At 64.9% G+C, this 23,222-nt stretch carries 21 protein-coding genes; 18 read left to right on the top strand and 3 right to left on the bottom strand.

Features of this window, described 5'->3' with window-relative positions; all coding sequences use genetic code 11:
• The first annotated feature begins 237 nt into the window (after positions 1–237).
• The 18 genes from ACN0TK_RS03300 (at position 238) to ACN0TK_RS03215 (ending at position 18,419) form a co-directional block, all read left to right on the top strand.
• Positions 238–1,185 carry an ABC transporter permease gene (locus ACN0TK_RS03300; RefSeq protein ID WP_417308014.1) on the top strand — a complete coding sequence of 316 codons (948 nt, stop codon included), beginning with the start codon at positions 238–240 and terminating at the stop codon, positions 1,183–1,185.
• Positions 1,182–2,963 (top strand): dipeptide/oligopeptide/nickel ABC transporter permease/ATP-binding protein, encoded by a 1,782-nt coding sequence (locus ACN0TK_RS03295; protein WP_417308013.1) that lies wholly within the window; start codon positions 1,182–1,184, stop codon positions 2,961–2,963. The genes ACN0TK_RS03300 and ACN0TK_RS03295 overlap by 4 nt, the downstream gene beginning before the upstream one ends.
• A complete protein-coding gene (locus ACN0TK_RS03290) occupies positions 2,963–3,772 on the top strand; it encodes an ATP-binding cassette domain-containing protein (RefSeq protein ID WP_417308012.1) in 810 nt (269 codons plus the stop codon). The genes ACN0TK_RS03295 and ACN0TK_RS03290 overlap by 1 nt, the downstream gene beginning before the upstream one ends.
• Positions 3,769–4,584 carry a FadR/GntR family transcriptional regulator gene (locus tag ACN0TK_RS03285; protein WP_417308011.1) on the top strand — a complete coding sequence of 272 codons (816 nt, stop codon included), beginning with the start codon at positions 3,769–3,771 and terminating at the stop codon, positions 4,582–4,584. The genes ACN0TK_RS03290 and ACN0TK_RS03285 overlap by 4 nt, the downstream gene beginning before the upstream one ends.
• On the top strand, positions 4,581–5,633 hold the full coding sequence (locus tag ACN0TK_RS03280) for an osmoprotectant NAGGN system M42 family peptidase (protein ID WP_417308010.1): 1,053 nt from the start codon (positions 4,581–4,583) through the stop codon (positions 5,631–5,633). The genes ACN0TK_RS03285 and ACN0TK_RS03280 overlap by 4 nt, the downstream gene beginning before the upstream one ends.
• 106 nt (positions 5,634–5,739) lie before the next feature.
• Positions 5,740–6,663 (top strand): dihydrodipicolinate synthase family protein, encoded by a 924-nt coding sequence (locus tag ACN0TK_RS03275; RefSeq protein ID WP_417308009.1) that lies wholly within the window; start codon positions 5,740–5,742, stop codon positions 6,661–6,663.
• A 70-nt stretch (positions 6,664–6,733) separates the two neighbouring features.
• Entirely contained in the window at positions 6,734–8,059 is a 1,326-nt protein-coding gene (locus ACN0TK_RS03270) for a mandelate racemase/muconate lactonizing enzyme family protein (RefSeq protein ID WP_417308008.1), read from the top strand.
• Positions 8,060–8,118: 59 nt separating this feature from the next.
• Complete coding sequence (locus ACN0TK_RS03265; RefSeq protein WP_417308007.1) at positions 8,119–9,000, top strand: amidohydrolase family protein; 882 nt, start codon at positions 8,119–8,121, stop codon at positions 8,998–9,000.
• Positions 9,001–9,166: 166 nt separating this feature from the next.
• On the top strand, positions 9,167–9,952 hold the full coding sequence (locus ACN0TK_RS03260) for a hypothetical protein (protein ID WP_417308006.1): 786 nt from the start codon (positions 9,167–9,169) through the stop codon (positions 9,950–9,952).
• Between the two features lie 103 nt (positions 9,953–10,055).
• Complete coding sequence (locus ACN0TK_RS03255) at positions 10,056–10,859, top strand: ATP-binding cassette domain-containing protein (RefSeq protein WP_417308005.1); 804 nt, start codon at positions 10,056–10,058, stop codon at positions 10,857–10,859.
• A 56-nt stretch (positions 10,860–10,915) separates the two neighbouring features.
• A complete protein-coding gene (locus ACN0TK_RS03250) occupies positions 10,916–11,965 on the top strand; it encodes a sugar ABC transporter substrate-binding protein (protein WP_417308004.1) in 1,050 nt (349 codons plus the stop codon).
• A 144-nt stretch (positions 11,966–12,109) separates the two neighbouring features.
• Positions 12,110–13,102 carry an ABC transporter permease gene (locus ACN0TK_RS03245; protein ID WP_417308003.1) on the top strand — a complete coding sequence of 331 codons (993 nt, stop codon included), beginning with the start codon at positions 12,110–12,112 and terminating at the stop codon, positions 13,100–13,102.
• The gene (locus ACN0TK_RS03240) at positions 13,099–14,109 is read left to right on the top strand and encodes an ABC transporter permease (RefSeq protein WP_417308002.1); all 1,011 of its coding nucleotides are present in this window, start codon (positions 13,099–13,101) and stop codon (positions 14,107–14,109) included. Before ACN0TK_RS03245 ends, ACN0TK_RS03240 begins: the two co-directional genes overlap by 4 nt.
• 31 nt (positions 14,110–14,140) lie before the next feature.
• Positions 14,141–15,331, top strand: coding sequence for an enolase C-terminal domain-like protein (locus ACN0TK_RS03235; RefSeq protein ID WP_417308001.1), 1,191 nt, complete (start codon positions 14,141–14,143; stop codon positions 15,329–15,331).
• A gap of 19 nt (positions 15,332–15,350) precedes the next feature.
• Positions 15,351–16,115 carry an IclR family transcriptional regulator gene (locus tag ACN0TK_RS03230; RefSeq protein WP_417308000.1) on the top strand — a complete coding sequence of 255 codons (765 nt, stop codon included), beginning with the start codon at positions 15,351–15,353 and terminating at the stop codon, positions 16,113–16,115.
• 28 nt (positions 16,116–16,143) lie between these two features.
• Positions 16,144–16,464 (top strand): L-rhamnose mutarotase, encoded by a 321-nt coding sequence (locus ACN0TK_RS03225; RefSeq protein WP_417307999.1) that lies wholly within the window; start codon positions 16,144–16,146, stop codon positions 16,462–16,464.
• Positions 16,465–16,480: 16 nt separating this feature from the next.
• Complete coding sequence (locus ACN0TK_RS03220; protein ID WP_417307998.1) at positions 16,481–17,389, top strand: dihydrodipicolinate synthase family protein; 909 nt, start codon at positions 16,481–16,483, stop codon at positions 17,387–17,389.
• A gap of 1 nt (position 17,390) precedes the next feature.
• Positions 17,391–18,419, top strand: a complete 1,029-nt coding sequence (locus ACN0TK_RS03215; protein WP_417307997.1) for an aldo/keto reductase — start codon at positions 17,391–17,393, stop codon at positions 18,417–18,419.
• A gap of 52 nt (positions 18,420–18,471) precedes the next feature.
• Here the strand turns inward: ACN0TK_RS03215 and ACN0TK_RS03210 are convergent, their stop codons facing one another.
• The 3 genes from ACN0TK_RS03210 to cydD all read right to left on the bottom strand — a co-directional run bounded on the left by ACN0TK_RS03210 (position 18,472) and on the right by cydD (position 23,111).
• Positions 18,472–19,488 (bottom strand): LacI family DNA-binding transcriptional regulator, encoded by a 1,017-nt coding sequence (locus tag ACN0TK_RS03210; RefSeq protein ID WP_417307996.1) that lies wholly within the window; start codon positions 19,486–19,488, stop codon positions 18,472–18,474.
• Positions 19,489–19,683: 195 nt separating this feature from the next.
• Complete coding sequence (cydC, locus tag ACN0TK_RS03205; protein ID WP_417307995.1) at positions 19,684–21,342, bottom strand: thiol reductant ABC exporter subunit CydC; 1,659 nt, start codon at positions 21,340–21,342, stop codon at positions 19,684–19,686.
• Complete coding sequence (gene cydD / locus ACN0TK_RS03200) at positions 21,339–23,111, bottom strand: thiol reductant ABC exporter subunit CydD (protein WP_417307994.1); 1,773 nt, start codon at positions 23,109–23,111, stop codon at positions 21,339–21,341. The genes cydC and cydD overlap by 4 nt, the downstream gene beginning before the upstream one ends.
• Between the last annotated feature and the right edge of the window lie 111 nt (positions 23,112–23,222).

The raw sequence follows: 23,222 nt of genomic DNA, 5'->3' as shown, positions 1-23,222 counted from the left end.
TATGTCGCCAACTGGAAGCAGAATGCCGTGATCACCAGCGCCGTCGGTGATTTCGAACTGCAGCCGGACTTCAGCCTCGTGCTGCGCGACGTGACCAAGCAGTAGGCCGCTGAAACGGGAGTGGGCGCAGGTTGCCGCGCCCACTCCTGACCTCGCCTCAGGCGAGTACGGCGCATTGCGTCAAGATTTCATCGACGTCCCGCCCTGAGGGGGCACGGACCAAGGGTGGGGTGACAGATGACTGCCTATATCGGCAAACGCCTGCTGGCTGCCATTCCGGTGATCCTGGGGCTCTCGATCATCGTCTTTCTGGTGATGAAGCTGATCCCCGGCGACCCCGCACAGGCGCTGCTCGGCTCCTATGCGACGCCCGAGAATGTTGCGCGCATTAACCGCGCGCTGGGGCTCGACCGCTCCTGGCCCGAGCAATATTTCATCTGGATCGGCAATCTGCTGCAGGGCGAGTTCGGCCGCTCCTACATCCTCAATCGCCCGGTGATCGACGAGGTGCTGGAGCGCTTCGGTGCGACGTTGATCCTTGCGGGGGCCTCGCTGCTCATCTGTTCGGTCCTCGGCATTCTGGCCGGCATCGCATCGGCGGTGCGCCAGTTCGGCTGGACCGACCGTATCGTCACCTTCTTTGTCTTGATCGGCATTTCCATGCCGGCCTTCTTCCTCGGGCTGGTGTTCATCCTGTTCTTCGCCGTCGAATGGCGGCTGTTGCCGGCCTCCGGCATGTATGCGGTCTATGGCGGCGGGGATCTGCTGGATCTGCTGCGCCACCTGATCCTGCCCGCCACGACCCTCGCGATCGTCGCCACCGGCGTCGTCGCGCGGTTGACGCGCGCCGCCATGCTCGAAGTGCTGCGGCAGGATTTCATCCGCACCGCCCGTGCCAAGGGCCTGAGCGAGAATGTGGTGATCTACCGCCACGCGTTCCGCGCCGCGCTGGTCTCGGTCATCCCGGTGCTCGGCATCCAGGCCGGCTTCGTTCTCGGTGGCGCCGTCTATATCGAAACCGTGTTCCAGTGGCCGGGCCTCGGCCAGATGCTGGTCAAGGCCGTCTCCACCCGCGATCTGCTGCTGGTGCAGGGCGGCGTGCTGGTGGCCGCGACCGTCTATGTGCTCGTCAACCTGATGGCGGACGTCGCTCAGGCCATGCTGGATCCGAGGCTCAAGTCATGACCGATCTCGCAGTCACTGCGCCGACCGAAGGCAAGCGGCGGTCCAACTGGCAGTTGCTGATGGCCAATCGCCTCGCTGCGGCGGGCCTGTTCATCTTCGGCTTCATCGTCATCGTCGCCATTCTGGCGCCGCTCCTGCCACTGCCGGATCCCAATATCACGGACCAGCCGAACCGCCTGCTGCGCCCGCTGAGCGACGGGCACCTGCTCGGCACCGATCACCTGGGTCGCGACATCCTCTCGCGTCTCATCTGGGGCACGCAGATCTCGCTGGTGGTTGGCGTAAGCGCCACCGCCCTTGCGGCACTGTTCGGCTCGCTCATCGGCCTCGTCGCTGGGTACGCCCGCGGCGCCACCGACAGCATCCTGATGCGCTTTGTCGATATGCTGATGGCCTTTCCCTATATCCTGCTCGCCATTGCCATCGTCGCGGCGCTCGGGCCGGGCCTGCTGAACGCGCTCTACGCCATCGCCATCGTCAACGTGCCCTTTTTTGCCCGAAACATTCGTGGCGTCACCATCTCGATCCGCAATCGCGAATTCGTCGATGCCGCACGGCTGTCGGGCAAGAGCCACCCGGCGATCCTGTTCACCGAAGTGCTGCCGAACGTCTTGCCGGTAATCGTCATCACCATGTCGACGACCGTCGGCTGGATGATCCTCGAAACCGCCGGCCTCTCCTTCCTCGGTCTGGGTGCCCAGCCGCCGACCTCCGATCTCGGCTCGATGCTGGGGCAGGCCCGGGCGCAGCTGTTCACCGCGCCGCATGCCTCGATCATTCCTGGCATCATGATCTTCGTCCTTGTGATGAGCATCAACCTGCTTGGCGACGGAATTCGCGACGTGCTCGACCCGCGGCTGCGCTCGGGCGCGCTGGACCGGCCGATGCCGGTGACCAAGATCGACCGCAAGTCCGCGCCGCCGCCGACTCTTGAAGACGCACCGGCGCTGGTGGTCGATAGCCTGTCGACCGGCTTCGACGATGGCAGCCACGTCACCTCTGCCGTGCGGGACATCAGCTTCTCGCTCGGCAAGGGCGAATGTCTGGGCCTGATCGGCGAAAGCGGTTCCGGCAAGTCCGTTACGGCGCTCTCCATCATGGGGCTCGTTGCCTCGCCGCCGGGCGTTATCACCGGTGGCGGTGTCTATATCGATGGCCAGGACGTGCTGGCCCTGCGCGAGCAGGAACTGATCGCCTTGCGGGGCGCACGCGTCGCCTATGTGTTCCAGGACCCGCTGACGACGCTGCATCCGCTGTTTCCGGTCGCCGAGCAGATCGCCGAGGCCATCCTCTCGCACAATCGCACCGGCAAGGGCGACGCCATGCAGCGGGCGATCGAACTGATGGAAACCGTCGGCATCCGCGATGCGGCGTCACGCGCCAAAGCCTATCCGCATGAACTCTCGGGCGGGCAGCGGCAGCGCATCGGCATCGCGATGGCGCTCGCCAATGATCCCGACATCATCATCGCCGACGAGCCGACCACGGCACTCGACGTGACGGTTCAGGCCCGAATCCTCGAATTGCTGCAGGATCTGAGGCGCGATCGCGGGCTGGCGCTGCTGCTGATCACCCACGACTTCGGGGTGGTTGCGCAGGTCTGCGACCGGGTTGCGGTGATGAAGAACGGCGAGATCGTCGAACAGGGCGAAACCGGCGCTGTGCTGCGCGACCCGCAGCACGATTACACCAAGCGGCTGATCGCCTGCGTACCCGAACTGGGAGAAGGCAATGCCTTCCTCGATCGGGTCCGGCCCCTGTTCTCGGAGGCAAGCTGATGAGCGATGTCGCAGTCGAAATCCGCGATCTGGTGAAGACTTTCGGCGGCGGCCGCACGCTTTTTGGCCGTGCGGCCAGCACCGTTCAGGCGGTGAAAGGCGTGTCGCTCGAGCTGAACCGCGGCGAAACGCTCGGCATTGTCGGCGAAAGCGGCTCGGGCAAATCGACGCTGGCCCGCATGTTGGTCGGGCTCGAACAGCCGACCTCGGGCACCATGGTGATCGATGGCAAACCCTGGGCCGAACTGGCGGCAACCGGCTCGCGCGCGTTCGGCCGCAACATCCAGTATGTCTTTCAGGATCCGGTGGCCTCGCTCAATCCGCGCAAGACCATCGGCGACATCCTCGACGTGCCGCTGCGATTGCTCTGCGGCTATGACAGCGCCAAGCGCGAGGCGCGCAAGCGGGAACTGGTCGCGGCCGTCCACATGCCGACCAATACGCTGGAGCGGTATCCGCATGAGTTTTCGGGCGGCCAGGCACAGCGTATCGCCATCGCCCGGGCGCTGGCTGCAGAGGCCCGCATCCTCGTGCTCGATGAGCCGGTGAGCGCGCTGGATGTGTCGGTGCAGGCCCAGGTGCTGCTGCTGTTGCAGCAGCTGCGCGACGACCTCGGGCTCAGCTATCTGTTCATCAGTCACGACCTGGCGGTGGTCGAATCGATTTCCGATCGGGTCGCGGTCATGTATCTGGGGGACGTGGTGGAGAGCGGCCCAGCGGCCCAGCTCTTTGCCAGCCCGCAACATGAGTATACCCGGGCGCTGATCGCCAGCGCACCGCGGCTGACTGCATCGGAAAGCGCCACATGAGCGAACTGGACCCCGTCGATCCGACCGTCGCGGCCAACAAGCCGCGCCGCAAGCGGACCGATGAAATCGTTGACGCCATCAAGCGCATGATTGTCGAACACGGTCTCGGCCCCGGCGACCGGCTGCCGCAGGAGCGCGAGCTGATCGTGCAGTTTGCCGCGGGCAAGGGCACTGTGCGTGAGGCCTTGAAGGCGCTGGAAGTGCAGGGGCTGATCTCGGTGCGCACCGGCCCGGGCGGCGGCGCCTTCATCGAGCGTATGTCGGAGGGCCGGGCGATGAGCCTGCTCTCCAATTTCCTCTTCGCCAAGAACCTGTCGATCGCCAATATCTACGAGATGCGAAAAGTGCTCGAGCCGCAGGTGGCGGCCAGTGCCACGCCGCAGATCGACGAGGCCGGCCTGAAGCGGCTCGAAGCCATCATCAGCGTTTATGACCATGAGCCGGAAAGTGCCACAGAGCGCTGGAACCAGCGCATGGCCGAACTCGATTTTCATAGCGTCGTCGCCGAATATTCCGACAATCCGATCCTCGCCTTCACCTGCCGCTTCCTGCAGCGTCTGCTGAAGGATCTGACCATCGCGCAGGACATCTATCTGCAGCCCGAGCCGGTGTTGCGCGCCAGCGGCATCCGGCACCAGCGCGCTCTGATCGCCGCGATGCGCCGTCGCGACCCCGCCGCTGCCGCGAAAATACTGACCGAACACATGGCCGAGGCCGAACAGCACATGCTGGATCTGCAGGCCAAGCTGATGGACCGGTTTCTTACCGAGGACGCCGAGCCGGCGCGCGCCAGAAAACGGCGCAGCGCATGATCGATCGCGACTATCTGCTGGCACGCCTCATCGAACTGGTGAAGACCCCGAGCCCCGTCGGCATGACCGGGCGCGCCACCGAACGCGTCGAAGGCTGGCTGCGCGAGCTGGGCTACACTCCGCGCTATACCCGCCGCGGTGTGCTTTTCGTCGAGGTCGGCGCGGGTGCGCCGCGCCGGGCAATGGCCGCACATCTCGATACGCTCGGCGCCATGGTGACCGAGCTGAAACCGAATGGTCGTCTGGCGCTGCGCAACACCGGCACCTGGGCCGCGCGCTTTGCCGAAGGTGCCCGCGTCACCATTTTCTCCGATACTGCTGAGCACCGCGGCACCATCCTGCCGCTCAAGGCCTCCGGCCATCGCTTCAACACCGAGGTCGATACCCAGCCTGCCGACTGGGACAATCTGGAAATCCGCATCGATGCCGTGCTGCCGGATCGCGATGCGCTGGTCGCTGCCGGCTTCAACGTCGGCGATATGGTTGCGGTGGATGCGCAGCCCGAAGTGGTGGACGGGTTCATCGTCTCGCGCCACCTCGACGACAAGGCCGGCTGCGCCACTCTGCTGGCGGTGCTCAAGGCGATCGCCGAAGGCAAGGTGACGCCCGCAGTGCCGTTCCAGGCCATGTTCACCATCGCCGAGGAGATCGGCATCGGTGGCACGCACGGCTTCGGGTCCGAAGTCGAGGAACTGCTCGCCGTCGACAATGCCGTGACGGCGCCCAATCAGGCATCGCGTGACGATGCGGTGACCATCGCCATGCGCGACCGGCAGGGTCCGTTCGACGAGTCGCTGACCCGCCAGATGCTGGCGATCGCCCAGCAACACGACATTCCGCACGTACGCGACACCTTCCGCCACTACCGGTCCGACAGCGCCGCCGCCGTCGAAGCCGGCTGGGACATCCGCGTTGGGCTCGTGTGTTTTTCGCTCGACAGTTCGCACGGCTGGGAACGCACCCACATTGCCTCGCTGCTGGCGCTCGCGAAGCTGCTGGTCGGCTATATCGAGTCCGACCTCGTTTCGCCGGGCGGCCGGAACGCCTGAAGGGAAGGGTCAGCACGCGTTCGCTCTCCGACGATGGTCGTGTAGGTGCGGCGCGGTGCACCGCGCTAGAATGAGCTGAGGACACCATCAGCTCAGGCCCAATCGCATGGATCGCGCGCGCTTTCGCGGCATTTTCGTTATCGTGCCCACCCCTTTCACCGATGATTTCGCGCTGGACGAGGCGGGGCTCGAACGCACCATGGCATTCTGCCTCGCGGCAGGCGTGCATGGTGTGGTGACCAATGCGCTGGCAAGCGAGGGCGGCTATCTGAGCGAGGCCGAACGGCGGCGGACGGCCGAGATCGTCGTCAGTGCGGCCAAAGACAAGGTGCCGGCGATCGTCGCAGTGTCGGCGCCACATCACCGGCTAGCCCGCGAGTTTGCGCGCCACGCCGACGCCATCGGCGCCGATGCAGTGATGGCGTTGCCCCCGACGCTGCATCCATCCAGCGTCACCGACATCCGGGCCTATTATGCTGCCATAGCGGCAGCGACGGACTTGCCGCTGGTTCTGCAGAATGTCAGTGGGCAGGGTGCGAGCACGATGAGTGCCGAACTGCTCGCGCAGCTGGTCGAGGAGATCCCGACCGCGCGGTTCGTCAAGGAGGAGTCGGGCTATCCGGCACAGACCGTCGGCGACATCTTCCGGCTGTCCGGCGCCAAACTGGAAGGGGTGATGGGCGGACGCGCCGGCAAGACGCTGATGGAGGAACTGCGCCACGGCGTTTCCGGCACGATGCCGGCCTGCGAGATTGCCGATGTGCATGTCGCGTTGTGGAACGCCTGGGAGGCGGGCGACGAGGCGCGGGCGCGTCACATCTTCCAGCGGATCCTGCCGCTGCTCGATCTCGAGGCGACCTACGGCATGCCGCTGATGAAAGAGGTGCTGAAGCGCCGCGGTGTGATCAACGGGACGGTCGTGCGCCAGTCCGGCTATCGGCCGCTCGACGAAATGGCGCGCGCCGAGATCGCTGCCATTCTCGACGATCTCACCGAGTTCATGCTGCCGGACTACGCGCCCCGGCCCTGAAAAAGCGGCGCCGACAATCAAACGACAGGCGGGGCGGCAACAGCTCGACCCTGCTGCGAGGGGGAACCAATTGAGCGATATCGACCAGCAGATCGGCCGTGCCGAGGATGCCGTCAACACCAACTCGCGCCCGTCGGCGCTGCGCATCACCGACATGCGGCTCGCGGTCGTGGCCGCGAACTATGACTATCCGATCCTCAGGATCGACACCAACCAGGGCATTTACGGGCTGGGTGAAGTGCGCGATGCGGGCCACGCCGGCAACGCACTGCAGTTCAAATCGGCGCTGATCGGCCAGAACCCCTGCAACGTGGACATGATTTTCCGCGCCATCAAGCGCTTCGGCAATTGGGGACGTGAAGGCGGCGGTGCCTCGGGCATCGAGATCGCGCTGATGGACCTGATCGGCAAGATCTATGGCGTGCCCTGCTATCAACTGCTGGGCGGCAAGTATCGCGACAGGATCCGGCTGTATGGCGATACACCGACGCCGGACGACCCAACACCTGACGATTTCGTCGCCGCCGTTAAGGGGCGGCGGGACCGGGGGCTCACCTGGATCAAGTTTGATCTCAGACCCTCGCTGTTCGAGACCGGAGATAGCCCTCTCGTCGGTCATGATGCGCCGCATGAAGTGGATTTCGCCTTCGGGCGCTGGTTCAAGGCGCCGATGGCCGGGCGCGGCGTCAAGCTGACCGACGCAACGATCGAGCGGGCTGCCCATGTCGTATCCGAAGTGCGCAAGGCTGTCGGCAGCGAGGTGCAGCTTTGCGTCGACCATTTCGGCGAGGGCTACCTGACGGCCGACGAGGTGATCCGGCTCGGCCAGGCGCTTGAGCCCTTCGACCTGGCCTGGATGGAAGATCCGGTGTCGCGCTTCGACATCCCTGGCCACAAGCATGTGGCAGACGCGCTGCTGACCCCCATCGCCGCCGGCGAGGACTGGTACCTGCGCGAGGGGTTTCGTGAGGCGATTAATTCCCGCGCCGTCGACATCGTGCACCCGGACCTCTTGACCTCTGGCGGCCTGATGGAAACCAAACGCATTTCCGACGATGCCGAGGATCAGGGCATTCCGACGGCGCTGCATTGCGCCGGCTCGCCCATCGGCTTCATGGCCAATATCCATACCGCAGCGGCAATCTCCAGCTTCCTTGCCTGCGAGCATCACGGGCTGGATCTGCCGTTCTGGGAGAGCCTCGTTACTGGGCTCGAACCCGACTACATGGCCGACGGCTATGTGACCGTGCCGGAAGGGCCGGGGCTGGGTGTCGACCTGAACCTCGAGGCCATTGAAGCCAATCTGCGCACGCCGGGGACGATGTTCCTGCCAACCGACGAGTGGGACACGCCGAAGCTCGGCTTCTGGCGGCCGGATGACCGCTGGCCCGAATAGGCGGGTACAAACGACAAGAGACAATAGGCGCAGGCTCGTGCCGCGCCGGGGAGGACCAAATGATCAAGATCGTCGATCCGCACATTCACCTGTGGGATTTGTGGACGCGGATTTATCCGCACTTTGAGACGCCTGGGCCGGGCGGGGCTAATGCGGCGATCTGCCGGAGCTATATGATCGAGGAATATCTCGAAGAGGGGCGGGACGCGTTCGAGATTGTCGGGGCAGTGCATGTCGAGGCGTTTCCGACTGACCCGATCAAGGAAACCGAGACGCTGCAAAATGTCGCGGACGCCAACCCGCTGCCGCTGGTGATCGTCGGCAATGGCGATCTGACGGCGACCGATTTCCCGGATCTGCTCGATCGGCATCAGGAACACGCGATCTTTCGCGGCATCCGCCAGGTGGTGAACATGCACCCCGATCCCAAGCGCAGCTATGTGACGCGCGACCTAATGGCCGAGCCGCAGTTTCTCGAGGGTCTGCGCGAGCTGGGGCGGCGCGGGCTGAGTTTCGATCTGCAGCTCTATCCGCACCAGATGGAGCAGGCGGCGCAGCTGGCGGCCGCGGCGCCCGATACGCTGATCATCCTCAACCACGCCGGTATGTGGGCCGATCGCGACCTCACGGGCTGGCAGCATTGGAAGGCCGGGATGCGGACGTTGGCGGCGCAGCCCAACATCGTCGCCAAGATCAGCGGGCTTGCAATGCTGGACAATCACTGGACCATCGACAGCATCCGGCCGCTGGTGTTCGAGAGCCTCGAAGCGTTTGGGACGGAGCGGGCGATGTTCGCCTCGAACTTCCCGGTCGACAAGCTGCACAGAGATTTCGTCTCGGTGTGGCAGGCTTTCGACGTGGTGACGCGGGCTTTCTCTGAGACAGAGCGGGCAGGGCTGTTCCGCGACAACGCCCGCAAATATTATCGCCTGCCCGGCTGATCGGCCGGCGGCTTGGGTTTTTGGCGCGTCCGCGAGTGCTCCCGCAGCTCCATTGCTCTGAGCGGCTCTTGCGAGTCACCGAACGAGGATTCGGTGACGCTTCCGGCGCAAGTGTTTTGACAGCAACGGCTTTGGTGTTCATTCGGACCAAAGAGGAGAGCTGAGAATGGCGACGACCGGTGCCCTGCGCGCGTTGGCGGAGAACCTGTGGGTGGTTGACGGCACGATCCAGATGCCGCCCGGGCCGCTGCCGCGCCGCATGAGTCTCGCGCGGCTTACCTCGGGGGATCTGGTGGTCTTCAGCGCGATCGCTGTCGATGAGGGCGCGATGGTCGAGATCGCGGCGTTGGGCCCGCCGAAATTCCTCGTCGTGCCGAATGCCTTCCATCGACAGGATGCGGCGCAGTGGAAGAGCCGCTATCCCGAAATGCGCGTGATCGCACCGGAAGGTGCGCGTAGTGCCGTCGCCGAAATCGTGCCGGTCGACGATACCAGCGGAGAATTCGGCGACGACAGCATACGCTTCGTGTCGGTTCCCGGCACGAAGGGCGAGTCGGCGCTGGTCGTACATCATTCCTCCGGGGCGACGCTGATCGTGAACGATCTGATCGGCAATGTGCGCGATGCACGGGGCATGATGAAATTGGTGCTGACACTGATGGGCTTCGCCGGAGCGCGCCCGCAGGTGCCGCGAGCGTTCAAGAGCCGCGCCGTGCAAGATACCCGCCTTGTGGCGCAGCAGTTTCGCGACTGGGCGGCATTCCCGGGCTCTCGACGCTGGTGGTTTCGCACGGTTCGATTATCGAACACGCGCCTGCGCAGGTGCTTGAGCGACTGGCGGACAAGCTTGCTCCGCGCCGCTGAGCCAACCGTCCCCCTTCGTACAGGCTGTGCTACGCGCCGCTGTAGCAATACTGCGTCCCTTCGCCGTTACCGTCATCTAACGAGCTGATCTGAACCGTCCCCGTTGACACGCGCCAAGCGGCCCGATTAACGTGTACCCAATATGAAACGCACGTTCCAGATACGGAACGATAAGCGTTGAAGGGGGACCCATGCCCAGTGATGCCAATGCGCCTGTTCTCGAAGCGCGCAACATTTCCCGCCACTATGGTGCCGTGGTGGCACTGGCCGACGCGTCGGTCCAGTTGCGACCGCGCGAAGTGCTGGGGCTGGTCGGCGACAATGGCGCGGGTAAGTCGACGCTGCTGAAAATCCTGTCCGGCATCGTCGCGCCGACCAGCGGCGAGATCATCATCGACAACAAGCCGGTGGTGCTGAAAGGTGCCCAGGACGCGATGGATGCGGGGATCGAGACGGTCTACCAGGACTTGGCACTGGTCGACACGATGTCAGCCTATCAGAACGTCTATCTTGGCCGCGAAGAGGTTTCGAGCAACCCGGTGGCGAAGTTCTTCGGGCTGGTCGACGACAGAAAGATGAAGACCCGGGCGCGCGAGGTGCTGGACCAGCTGCAGGTCAAGGTACCCTCGATCAACGTATCGGTGAAAGGCATGTCCGGTGGCCAGCGCCAGTGTCTCGCCATCGCGCGGTCGCTGCTGTGGGGCCGCCGCATCGTCATTCTCGACGAGCCGACGGCGGCGCTGGGCGTGCGCGAGACCGGTCAGGTGCTCGAGGTCATCCGCGATCTGCGCAAGCACGACGTCTCGGTCATCGTCGTCAGCCACAACATGCAACAGCTGATGAGCATCGCCGACCGGATCACGGTCATGCGCCTTGGGCGCTCGATTGCCACACGCACCGTGGCGGACACCGAAGTCAACGAAATCGTGGGGCTGATCACCGGCTCCATTCCGGGCGACTCGCCCGAGGCCCGCGCCCAACAGAACGCGGCCTGAACCCACGCCGAAGAGGCGTCGAACGATAACGCAGCTTTTTGGGAGGAGACCCTGACATGCGTACAACCTCACGTGCATTGGCCGTCCTGGCGATGTCCGCACCTGCCGCACTCGGCCTGGTCGGAACCGCCGCGGCGCAGGACGATAACTTCAAGCTCGGCATGGCCGTGGGTGGCAACACCTGCTGCGAATGGATGAAGGCCCAGGGCGACGTCGCCCGTGCCCTCGCCGAGAAGGAGGGCTGGGACTATGTCGAGCTCTCGAACAACAACGATCCGGCGATCGCTCTGAAGAACGCCCAGATCTTCGTGCAGGAAGGCGTCGACGCCGTCATCCAGTTCAACGGCCAGCCCTCGTCCAACCCGGCCATCTCGGCCGTGATGAAGCAGGCTGGTATCCCGGTCGTTACCTACGACATTGCTGACCCCGGCATGTATTTTGTTGGCATCGACAACCTTGGTGCCGGCATCGCCGGTGGCGAAGGCCTCGGCCAGCTGATCAAGGATGAGTGGGACTGTAATCCGGATCTCGTCATCTCCGCCGAAGGCGCGGCTGCCGGCATCGTCAACGAATGGCGCACCGGCGGCATGCGCACGGGCCTCAAGAACATCTGCCCGGACATTCCGGAAGAAAAGTTCGTCAGCTTCGAAAGCCAGGGTGACGCGGCGATCGGTCTGCCGGCTGCACGCGACCTGCTCGCGGCCCATCCGGATGCCAAGAAGATGGCTGTTGTCGGCCTCAATGACGGTGGCGTGCTGTCGCTGATCAATGCGGCCGAGCAGCTTGGTCGCGCCGAAGAAGTGATGGGCTGGGGCCAGGACGGCGCCTTCATCACCGGCGACAATGTCAATCCGCACCTCAAGGGCTCGGTGTTCTACTTTCTCGAAGGCTATGCCGTTTACGCCATCCGCGACGTGATCAAGCCGATCGCCGAGGGCGAAGACGTGCCGCTGAAGGCCGACGCAGGTGACCCGGCCTCGCTGGTGCAGCCCTGCCCGGTGACGGCCGAGCAGGCTGCCGAAGTGCCGGATATGGCCGAACGCGTCGCGCAGCTGCTGGAAGCTCCGGCCGGCACCACCGAATACGACCTGTTCTGCCCGAACTGAGCCGTAGCCTCGTCTGATCGGTGGCCGGCACTCTGATGCTGGCCACCTTCTCCCGGGTGAGGGGTGAATGAGTGGGCGTGACCGCGCGCCTACTTCCTCTTCGCTCCTTCACCAGGCGCTCTTACCTTTTCGGACCACGCTTTCATGTCCACGAGTTCAGCGACGACGACAGGCTCGACAGCCCGCGCGCCATTCGGCCTCAATCTCGGCAAATGGGGCACCGCTCTGCTGCTCGCTGCCGCGTGGATCGGGCTGATCATCGCGACCGCGCTTTATCGACCCGACTTCATCTCTCACCAGACACTCTTGGCGGTGAGTTTCACCATGGCGGTCGTCGGCGTGCTGGCCATCGGGCAGGGGCTGGTGGCAATGTCAGGCGGGTTCATCGATCTGAGCCAGCCAGCCAATCTCATCGCGGCGAGTCTCGTCACGGTGCGGCTCGCAGAGGCGGGCATGCCGCTGCCGGTCCTGATTGTCGGCGCGGTGCTGAGCGGCATGGCGTGGGGGGCAATGAATGCGGCGATCATCGTCTTCGCCAAACTCAATCCGGTCATTGTGACGCTCGCCACCAATTTCATCGGGCTGGCAGCGCTGTTCCTGGTTTTCCAGCTGGCCGAGGTGCCTATCGGCAGCGACGTCTATTACTTCGGTCGCGCCAGCTTCCTGGGCCTTCCGGCGATCTTCTGGCCGATGCTGGGGCTGGTTCTTCTAATTGGTTTCCTCGTGCCACGGACCCGCTACGGCCGCCGCATGATTGCCGTTGGTGGTAGCCGCGACGCGGCGCGGGCGCGGGGTATCTCGCTGCTGCGCACCAGGTTTCTGACCTTCGCCATTTCAGGTGGCTTCGTCGGTTTCGCAGCGGTGCTGTTTGCGGCGACGGCGGGCCCGTTCAATGCTGGCTCCGCCAACACCATCCAGCTCAACATCATCGCCGGGGTGATCCTGGCAGGAATCTCGCTGTCGGGTGGCCGTGGTCAGTTCTGGATGCTGCTGCTGAGCGTCGGATTTCTGTCGACGATCCCGACGGCGCTGGTGTTCTTCGGGCTGAGCTCCGACACGCAATCGATCTTCCAGGGCTTCATCCTGGTTATCGCGGTCGCCATCGACGGCTGGCGCGCACGCAGGGGGACGCCATGAGCGATGTGACTGCAACGAGTACCGGACATGAATCCGGTCGCAAGGGCATGAGCGAGGAGTGGCGCGCGCGCCTCACTGGCTCGGTGGCCTCGATCAGTCTGACCTTCATCATCGTGGTGGCTGTGGGCTGGTTCTGGGTTGGCCCCAAGTTCCTGAGCTTTTCCAATGTCTCGATCCTTGGCACCTTCGTCATCGTACCGCTGGTCGTCGGCACCTTCGCGAGCGTCGCGCTGCTGTCGGGCGTGGTCGATCTGTCCATCGGGTCGATGGTGGGTCTGGGCTCGGCACTGTTCGCCACTTTCATCGCAGCGGGCTGGGATCCGGCGAGTTCGGCGGCGGTGACGCTCGCCATCTGCCTCGTCTTCGGCGGCATCAACGCGCTCGCCATCGTTGGCTTCGGGGCCCAACCTATCGCCGCGACGCTGGGCAGCCTCGTGGCCTTGCGTGGCATCTCGTGGGTGCTGGTGGGACAGGAAGGCGCAATCTTCGCCTTCAATATCGATATGTTCAACCTCGTTGGCACCACCTTCCTCGGATTGCCCGCGCTGTTCCTCATTGCCATCGGCATGGCACTGGTCGCCGCATTCATCGTCACCAAGACGCAGCTCGGCCGGCACGTGCAGGCCGTGGGCGGCGACGACAAGGCGGCGTCCCGCGCCGGCATCAGCGTGTGGAAAGTGCGCACCGGCGCGCTGTTGCTGTCGGCCTTCGGGGCCGGGCTCGGCGGGATCATCTATGCGGCGCAGCTCGGCTCGGCCGCACGGGCGACCGGTTTCGGTCTGGAGTTCGAGGTTTATGCCGCGCTGATGATAGGCGGCTATTCGATCCTGCGCGGTGGCGTCGGCAATCCGATAGGCGGCGCACTCGGCCTGCTGGCGGTGGCCGGAGTCAGCAACATTCTCGACCTCAAGGCGATCAGCCCGTATTTCGTCGATATCATCGTCGGGTTGTTGCTGCTGGCTGCGGTGCTGCTCGACCGGCTGCGCGGCGGCGACGCCTTCGAATAAGACCCATCACCTCTAAGGCGGGAGCCCTTCCGTGAAGATCTCAGACATTACCATCAAGACGTTCAAGACCCACGCCGACCGCTGGGACACTGGCCACGCCCGGCCCATGCCCGACACCAAGCTGATGCAGACCGTGGTCACCATCCACACTGACGAGGGCGTCACGGGTCATTATTTCGGCGGTGGCGCGCATGGCGACAACGAGGGTCTCAACGTCGTCGATCAGCAGGCGATCCTGTGGAACATCAAGGATCTGCTGGTCGGACAGGACCCACTTGATCGCGAGATGATCTGGAAGTGGCTCTGGGTTGCCAACGTCCAGGAAAACATTGCCAGCGTCATCGATAATGCGTTGTGGGATCTTGCAGGGCGCTACGCCAATCTGCCGGTCTACAAGCTCATGGGTGGCGCCAGGGACAAGGTGAAGGCCTATGCCTCGACCTACCCCAATATTGGCAAGCCGCAGGTCTATGCTGACCACGCCCTGGCCTGCAAGAACGAGGGCTATATCGCCTACAAGATCCACCCGCACTACTTCTGGAACCCCGATACCGGCACCCCGACGCCGGGCCGGCCCTCCAACATCAAGGCCGATATCGAAACCATCCATCTCGTGCGCGAGGCCGTCGGTCCCGACTATGTCCTGATGTACGACCCCTGGGGCACCTACATGTCGCTCGAGGAGGCGATCAAGGTCGGACGCGAACTCGAGAAGGCGGACTTTTACTGGTACGAGCACCCGATGCCGGAATACCGCACAGAGAGCTACGTGCGTCTCTGCCGTGAACTGAGCATCCCGATCCTGTCGCCGGAAATCATCGCTGGCGGCGTGTTCAGTCGTGCCGAGTGGATCCTGCGTGGCGCGGGCGACATGAGCCGTATTGATGTCGTGCGCGGCGGCATAACCGGTGCCCGCAAGACCGCCATCGTCGCCGAAGCCTATGGTTTGCGTTGTGAAATGCATATGGCCGGCTGGGGCAATCTGCAGGTCTGTGGCGCGACGTCCGAGGACACCTCGGAGTATTACGAGAAGGGGCTGCTGGCCCCGGGCGTCGATTACGACAAGCCGCACCCCTATTTGCACAATACTGTCGATAAGATCGATGCCGGAGGCTATGTGCACCTGCCCAAGGGCCCGGGCATGGGGTACGAGATCGCCTGGGACTATATCGACGACAACCTGATTGACCCGGTGGCGACCAACAAGAAGACCCACTGGTAACCCGCGAGACCGACGCCGCATGTCCAGTGTGATCCGATCTGTTCAGGCCATGGAACTGCTGGCCCGCAAGGGTCCACTGGGCGTGCGCGCGGTCGCCAGCCAGCTGCAACTGCCGCTCGGCTCGATGCACCGTATCCTGCAGGATCTCGCTGAGGCCGGCGTGGCCGGCCGCACACCGGATGGCGAGTGGGAACTGTCGTTCCGGCTGCTGGAAATCACCGGCATGCAGCTCGAACGGATCGACCTGCCGCGCTTGTGTCGGCCCTTCGCCGAAAAGATCGCCGAGGCGACGGGCGAGACGGTGAACATCAATGCCCTCAGCGGCCAGATGGGCGTCTGCCTCGACAAGGTGCGGGGCAATGAACGCATGCAGCTCGACATGCGCATCGGCTCGCGCGGGGCGCTCAACTGCGGAGGGGCGGGCAAGGCCATGCTCGCCTTCATGGCCGAGGATCGGCGCGAGGCGGTCTATGCATCGCCGCTGCCCAGGCTCACCGAACACACGATCACCGACCCGGAAAAGCTGCGTGCCGAGATCGCCCGGATTCGCAGCCGCTTTTATTCCATCGACGACCAGGAAGTGGTGATGGGGGTCTACTGCATCGCCGTACCGATCCTCGACAGCTCCGGCCTTTCGGCGGGCGCCCTCAGTGTCACCGGACCTTCGGTCAAACAGCCCGGCGATGCGGTGTGGCCACTGGCGGAAATGCTGTGGGACGCCAGTGAACACGTGAGCCGCCGGCTCGGCTTCGCCGGCGCATGGCCGCCGACTGACCCTGTTTGAGCGGGGCTGAGCTTATGAGGAGGAGCCAATGGTCCGCATCGCCTGGATGATGAAACTGAAGCCCGGCAACGAGGCGATCTACAAACACAAGCACGACGAAATCTGGCCCGAAATGCTCGAGGGCATGAAGCGCGATGGTGTCCGCAGCTTTTCGATCTATCGCAACGGGCTCGACCTGTTTGCCTATATGGAGCGCGACAGCGCGCCCGACCCAGACGCACGGCCATCCGATCTCACCTGGCAATGGTGGGAAATGATGGCTCCCTACATGGAAACCAACACGGATTTCTCGCCGGTTCAGTACCCGGTCGAGGAGATGTTCCATTTCGAACATCCGAAACCCGAATGAACAGGAAGTGCTGCCGATGACCACCGCCAGGATCGAGGGCATCGTCCCCATTCTCGTGACGCCCTTTTTCGATGACGGGCGGATTGACGAGGAGAGCCTCGCCCGACTGATCGAGTACAATATCGCTGCCGGCATCCAGGGGCTGGGCGTCGCGATCGGCAGTGAAGTCTTCAAGCTCACCGAAGCCGAACGTCGGCAGATGACCAACGCCGTGGTGCGTCTGGTGAATGGCCGCGTACCGGTCATCATCAACACCGGCGCGACCGGTACCGACATTGCCGTCCACTATGCGCGGCTGGCGGTCGATGCCGGCGCCGACGCGCTGATGATCATGCCGCCGAGCTTCTTTGCCGTCGGTGCGCAGGAAATCGTCGACTACTACAAGGCGATTTCTGCAGCCGTCTCCGTACCGTTGATCCTGCAGGACATCCCGCAGGCCCCCATTTCGCCGGCGCTGGCCCTGCGCATCGCCGATGAATGCCCGACCGTCACCCACATCAAGGTCGAGACCCTGCCGCTGACCCAGAAGGTCGCGGACATGGCGGCGGCGGTGGGCGACCGTCTGGTCGTCTTCGGCGGCGCCGGCGGTGGCTATTTCATCGAGGAGCTTCGGCGCGGCGCGCGTGGCACCATGCCGTTCTGCAGCCAGCCCACAGAGTTCCTCGCTGTCTGGAACAAGATGAATGACGGCGATATCGCCGGTGCCCGCGCCGTATTCGACGAGGCGTTCACCGGCATCAACCGTTTGAGCAACCAGAACGCCGACCTGTTCTTCCACGTCCACAAGCAGTTGCTGTTCCGCATGGGGATCATCCGCACGCCGACCGTGCGCAGCCCCAGCATTCCGCTCGATCCGATCACCCGTGCCGAGATCGACGAGGTGATGGAAAAGCTGGTGCCCGAGCCCGTGCCCTTCGGAGCCTGAGATGGACCCCTTCGCCCGCCGCCGGCTCGGCCGCACCGATCTCGAACTGCCGCGCCTCGGGCTCGGCGGTGCGGCGCTCGGCAATATCTTTGAGGTGGTGCCGGAGCCGCAGGTCGACGCCATGATGGCCGCCGCCTGGGACGAAGGAATCCGTTTCTACGATACCTCGCCCTGGTATGGTCGCGGGCTCAGCGAGCAGCGCATGGGGCGCAACCTCTACTCGCGCCCGCGCGATGAGGTGATCCTGTCGACCAAGGTCGGGCGCCTGTTCAGTGCCCCGTCCGACGTCGCCGCTTTCGAACGCAGCGCGCGCGCCTGGGAGAACGGGCTGCGCTTCGAACATCGCCACGACTATACCTATGACGGCATCATGCGGGCCTATGAGGACAGTCTCCTCCGCCTCGGCATGCCGCGCGTCGACATCCTGGTGATCCACGATCTCGACCTGAATAACCTGGGGTCCGAGGAGTTGATCGACCACCACATGGCCGAGCTGGCCGGTGGCGGGATGAAGGCGCTGGCCGAGCTGAAGGCGGCCGGGCTGATCAAGGCCGTTGGTGCCGGCGTCAACCAGATGGGGACCATCCCGCGCTATCTGGCGCAGTTCGACCTCGACTTCTTCCTCGTGGCACTGCCCTACACCCTGGCCGAACAGCCGGTGCTCGATACCGAGTTTCCGATGTGCGAGGACCGCGGCGTGGGCGTCATCATTGGCGGTGTCTTTGCCTCGGGCATCCTGGCGACCGGTCCGCGGCCCGGCGCGCGCTACAACTATGCCATCGCGACCGACGCGCAGCTTGAGCGCGTGGGCCGCATGCAGGCGATCTGCGAACGTCATGGCGTGCCGCTTGCAGCCGCGGCGCTGCAGTTCACCCTGCATCACCCGATCGTCACCTCGGTGATTCCGGGTGGCCTCCACCCCGATCACGTGCGCCAGAACGTCGAGACGATGCGGTACGAAATTCCTAAAGATCTCTGGGCCGAGCTGAAATCAGAAGGCCTGCTGCGGTCCGACGCGCCGACGCCGTAGAGCAGGCATCAGGCGCGTGCCATTGGCGCCATGCGCTGACCAACGCGGATGCTCACCGGGTCGCGGACACCGGCGCCTGCGCGCGCACGGACCCACGCTCGACCAGCGCGCAGTCGACCTGGGTGGGAGGACTGCCCAGCTCCGGAATCGGGGCCTCGCCGAGCAGCATGTCGGCCGCCAGCTGACCCATATCGTAGAACGGCAGGATCAGCGTGGTCAGCGGTGGATGCGTGAACTGCGCAATCTCGCGGTCGTCGTAGCCGATCACCGCGACATCATCGGGTACCGAGCTGCCACGCTCGCGCAGGGCGTCGATGCAGCCCATCGCCATCATGTCGTTGGCGCAGAAGATGGCGTCCGGCGGGTTCGGCAATTGCATCAGCTGGTGCGTCATCTCGTAGCCTGACGAGGGCTCCCAGTTGCCGTAGCGCACCAGCGCGGCGTCGAAGCTTACGTCGGCTGCCGCGAGCGCCTGCTTGTAGCCGCGCAGCCGATTGCGGGAATTGTCGACGCCCTGCTGGCCGTTGATCAGCCCGATACGGCAGCGGCCGGCTTCGAGCAGTCTTTCGGTGGCCAGGCGTCCGCCTGCGACATCCGAGGGGACTAATCCCGGCAGAGCCCCGTCCTGATCATAGCAGTTGATCAGCACCGACTGCTTCTGTTTCAGCGAGGGCGCCGGTTCGACCAGTCGCGTCAGCGCGGTACCATAGATATAGCCGAGTACCGCCTGCTGATCGAGCAGTGGTGCCAGCAGAGCCTCGACTTCGTCATCACCATGGCTGACCAGCAAGGCCGTCGTGACACCGAAATCCAGCGCCCGGTCCGACGCGCCCTCGAAGGCGAGCGGGATCCAGGGGTCGGTGGAAACCTCGTCAGCAACGAAGATGATCGTCGACCGCGTGATCTGGCTGCGCCGGGCGCGGCGCGGCACGAACTGGTATCCGAGGTCGGCCGCCGAGGCGAACACCCGGTCCCGGGTCGATTGCGCCAGCTTCACGCCGGGGCTGCCATTGAGCACCAGCGACACCGTGGCCTGCGAGACGCCTGCCATCGCTGCCACGTCCATCATCGTGGGCCGTCCCGATCTTCCGGGTCCCTTATTGCCAGCCATCGTCAACCTTGACCTAAACGTCGTTGTCTTGCTGGCTATCGATGAACGCAGCAAAATGCAACGCGACTAAGGTCGTTGTATGCACGCCTGCAGTCTAATGCGTACGCGCGTCGCGAATATTTGCGCGGGGTGCTTGAGGTGACGATTACTGCTTCAGGCGATTGCCTCGCTGAGTCGGCCGGCGCGCAGGGTGAGGGTGCGGTCCATGCTGTTGGCGGGCAGGGTGGTATGGGTGATGAGCACCACCGTGCGACCGGCGGCGATATCGCGCAGGTCGGTGAGGAAGGCGGCTTCGGCCTCTGGGTCGAGCCCCGCGGTCGGTTCGTCCAGCACCAGCACCCGGGCCGGCGACAGCAGGGCTCGTGCCAGGCAGAGGCGTCGGGCCTGACCGGCCGACAGGGTGCGTCCGGCTTCACCGAGGATGGTATTCAGGCCTTGCGGCAAGGCCGCGATCACCTCGTCGAGGCCGACACGGCGCAGCACGGCGTGCAGCGCTGCGTCATCGGCATCCGGATTGCCGATCCTGAGATTGGCGCGCACGCTGTCGTTGAACACCGGCGCATCCTGCGTCATCAGCGTGACCTGCTCGCGCAGAGTGTCGAGGCGCATGTTCTGGATCGGCACGCCGCCGATGCGGATTTCGCCCTGCTGCGGATCGGCCAGTCGGACGAGCAATTGGGCAATCGTCGATTTGCCGGCGCCGCTGGGCCCGACCAGCGCCACGCACGTCCCGGCCGGCACGGCAAAGCTGAGCGCGTCAAGCACCGGACGGTCGGCGCTATAGCCATACAGGACGTTGTCGAACGTCACATCGGCAGTGTCGCCGGCCGCCACCGGCTCCGCCGCCTCGATCAGCTGCGATGGGGCGGCAAGGATCGCCTCGATCCGCTCTGCCGCCGCCGCGGCGCTGGTCAGCCGGGTCGTCGAGCGCACCAGCATGGCCGAAGCTTCGAAGCTGGCGACCACCGCCAGCACCAGACCAGCCAGTAGCGGGCCGTCGATGGCGCCACTGGGCAATGCGCTAAGCCCGGCCACGAGGACGCTGACCATGGCGACGCCGGCAAAAAACTGGGTGGCACCGCCGGCGAGGGCGCCGAGCAGCCCGAGCCGGGTCTTTGCCTTGGCAAGGCGATCGGCTGCGGCGTCAGCCGCGTTGATCGTGCGCGACGTGGCGCCGAGCAGCACCAGATCCTGATGGCCGTCGAGGCCGTCGAGCAACGCCTGGCGCAGCGCCGATGCGGCGGAGACGGCCTCGTTGCCGGCCTGACGCGACAAGGCGATCAGTGTCAGTGGAACGCCGACGATGGCAATCAGGCTGGCCGCCGCATAGGGCAGGGCGGCGCCCGGCAGCAGCACCCCGAGCCCGATGCTCATGGCAAGTACGGTCAGCAGCGCCGTGGCGATCGGCCCAAGCGCCATCAGGAACACCGTATCGAGCGCATCGACATCGCCGACCAGCCGGCTGACCAGGTCGGCCCGCGACAGGTCCTTCGAGGGCACGATCGGAAACAGCTTCGCGAACAGCCAGCGCCGCAGGTCCGAAAGCAGGCGCAGTGTCGTGTCGTGGCCGGTGAGTTTTTCACCATAGCGCGACAGGATGCGCGCAAAGGACAGGCCACGTACCGCTGCCGAGGGCCCGAACAGATTGAACGCCGCGCCGGCCGTGGTCAGCGCTGCAGCCGTCAGGAACCAGCCCGATACGCCAAGCAGCGCGATGCCCATGGCGAGCGTAGTGAGCGAGAGGATCAGTGCGATCGCAAGCGCCCCTCGAACGCGGCTGAACAGCGGTGCGAAACTCAGGATGGCTTTCATGCGGCACCTCGGTCGATCTGCTGGCGCTGCATCTGTGGCACCAGTGCCGGATGCAATGTGCCGCCGGCGACGCGGTAGACCCGGTCCATGCGGGCGGCCACGGCCGGCGAATGTGTGGCGATGATCAGGCTGCGGCCGCGGGCGAAATCGAGCAGGCCATCAAGCACCAGTTGCTCGGTCGCGGCATCGAGATGCGCCGTTGGCTCATCGAGCAGGATCAGCCCCGGCTCCCGCAGGTAGAGGCGTGCAAGGGCAATGCGCTGCACCTCGCCGCCGGAGAGGCCGAGCCCGTTTTCGCCGATTGCCGTATCGAGACCATCGGGCAGGCCATTGGCGAAATTGGTGACGGCGGCCCGGTGCGCTGCCAGTTGCACCGCCGTGTCGCAGGCATCGGACCGGCCCAGGCGGATATTGTCTGCAATTGTCCCGGCAAAGACATGCGGGCGCTGGCTGATCATCCCGATCTCATTGCGCAGCGCCGCCTCGGTCCAGCTCTCGAGCGGGCTGTCGCCAACCAGGATCGTGCCGGTGATGTCGCGCAGCCGGGCGATCGCCTCGATGAGAGTGGACTTGCCGCAGCCGCTGGGGCCGATGAGGGCCATCCGCTCCCCGGGCACGAGTTTCAGATTGGCTCCGGTGATGACCGGACGGCCAGTGGGCGTTGCGACATGCACGGCGGCCAACGCCACGCCCAATGGCACCGCATCGCCACTCCGCATCGGCTCGGCCTCTGCTGTTGCCGTAGCGTCGAGCGGCAGGGTTTCGCACGCAGCGGTGAGCTCGGCGAGGGCGGCCCGGGCTGCGCCGCGATCGTGATAATGCGCCGCCATCAAGCGCAGTGGTTGATAGACTTCCGGGGCCATCAGCAGGCAGAAGAGACCCGCCGCGAGCGTCAGTTCGGTGCCGCGCAGGCTGACGAGATCAAGGAAGGTCAGCCCGACATAAAGCGCCACCCCGGCGACGCCAATGGCGGCGAAGAACTCGAGCACGGCCGAGCTGAGAAAGGCGATGCGCATCACTTTCATGGTGCGGCCGCGCAGCTCCTCGCTGGCACTGCGGATGCTCTCGACTTCGGCATCGGCACGCCCGAACAGTTTGAGGGTCACCATGCCGCGCAGCCGGTCGGCGAAGCGACCGCCGAGCCGCGACAGGGCCTCGGCCTGCGCCCGGCTCGCAGCTTCCGCGCCCCAGCCGACCAGCGCCATGAACAGTGGGATCAGCGGCGCACTGATAAGGAAGATCAGCCCGACCATCCAGTCGATGGGCAGGATCACCAGCGCAAAGGCGAGCGGCACAATGGCCGCCTGTGCCATGGCCGGCACATAGCGCACCAGATAGCCGTCCAGCGCCTCGATCTGCTCGACCCCAAGCCCGGCAAGGCCACCTGACGACCGCGCGGCGGTCCACGTGGGCCGGTGCGCAATCAGGTTGCGGGCCAGACCGCCGCGCAACCGCCGCTTGGCGGCCTCGCCCGCACCGACCGAAAATATCTCTCCGGCCGAGATCAGCCCGATGCGAACTGCGATCAGGCCCATCAGCACGGCGACTGCCGGCAGCAGGCTGGTCAGAGCTTCATGCGCCACGATCGCGCGATCGAGGATGTCGGCCAGCACCCAGGCCTGCAGCAACAGCATCGCGCTGGCGAGCAGTGGCAACGCGATGGCCAGCCGCCCGTGCCAGCCCCCTAGCCGGGTAACCTGGCGCAGGGCCTGGCTGACAGCCTTCGCATCATCTGGCGGGACAGCGGTGGTGTGAGTTTCTCTACGCATGCGGCAGACCTAATCCGCCCAAAGCGCGCCGGTCTTGATTCAGATCAACGTTGGTCTGCAGTGATGCGCCTAACCGGAAGCGGAATGCCGGAACCCGTCCGGCGCCCTGTC

The sequence above is a fragment of the Devosia sp. genome (assembly GCF_048261455.1).
Classification (GTDB): Bacteria; Pseudomonadota; Alphaproteobacteria; order Rhizobiales; family Devosiaceae; genus Devosia_A.
This window is presented reverse-complemented; position numbering and strand designations above follow the sequence as displayed.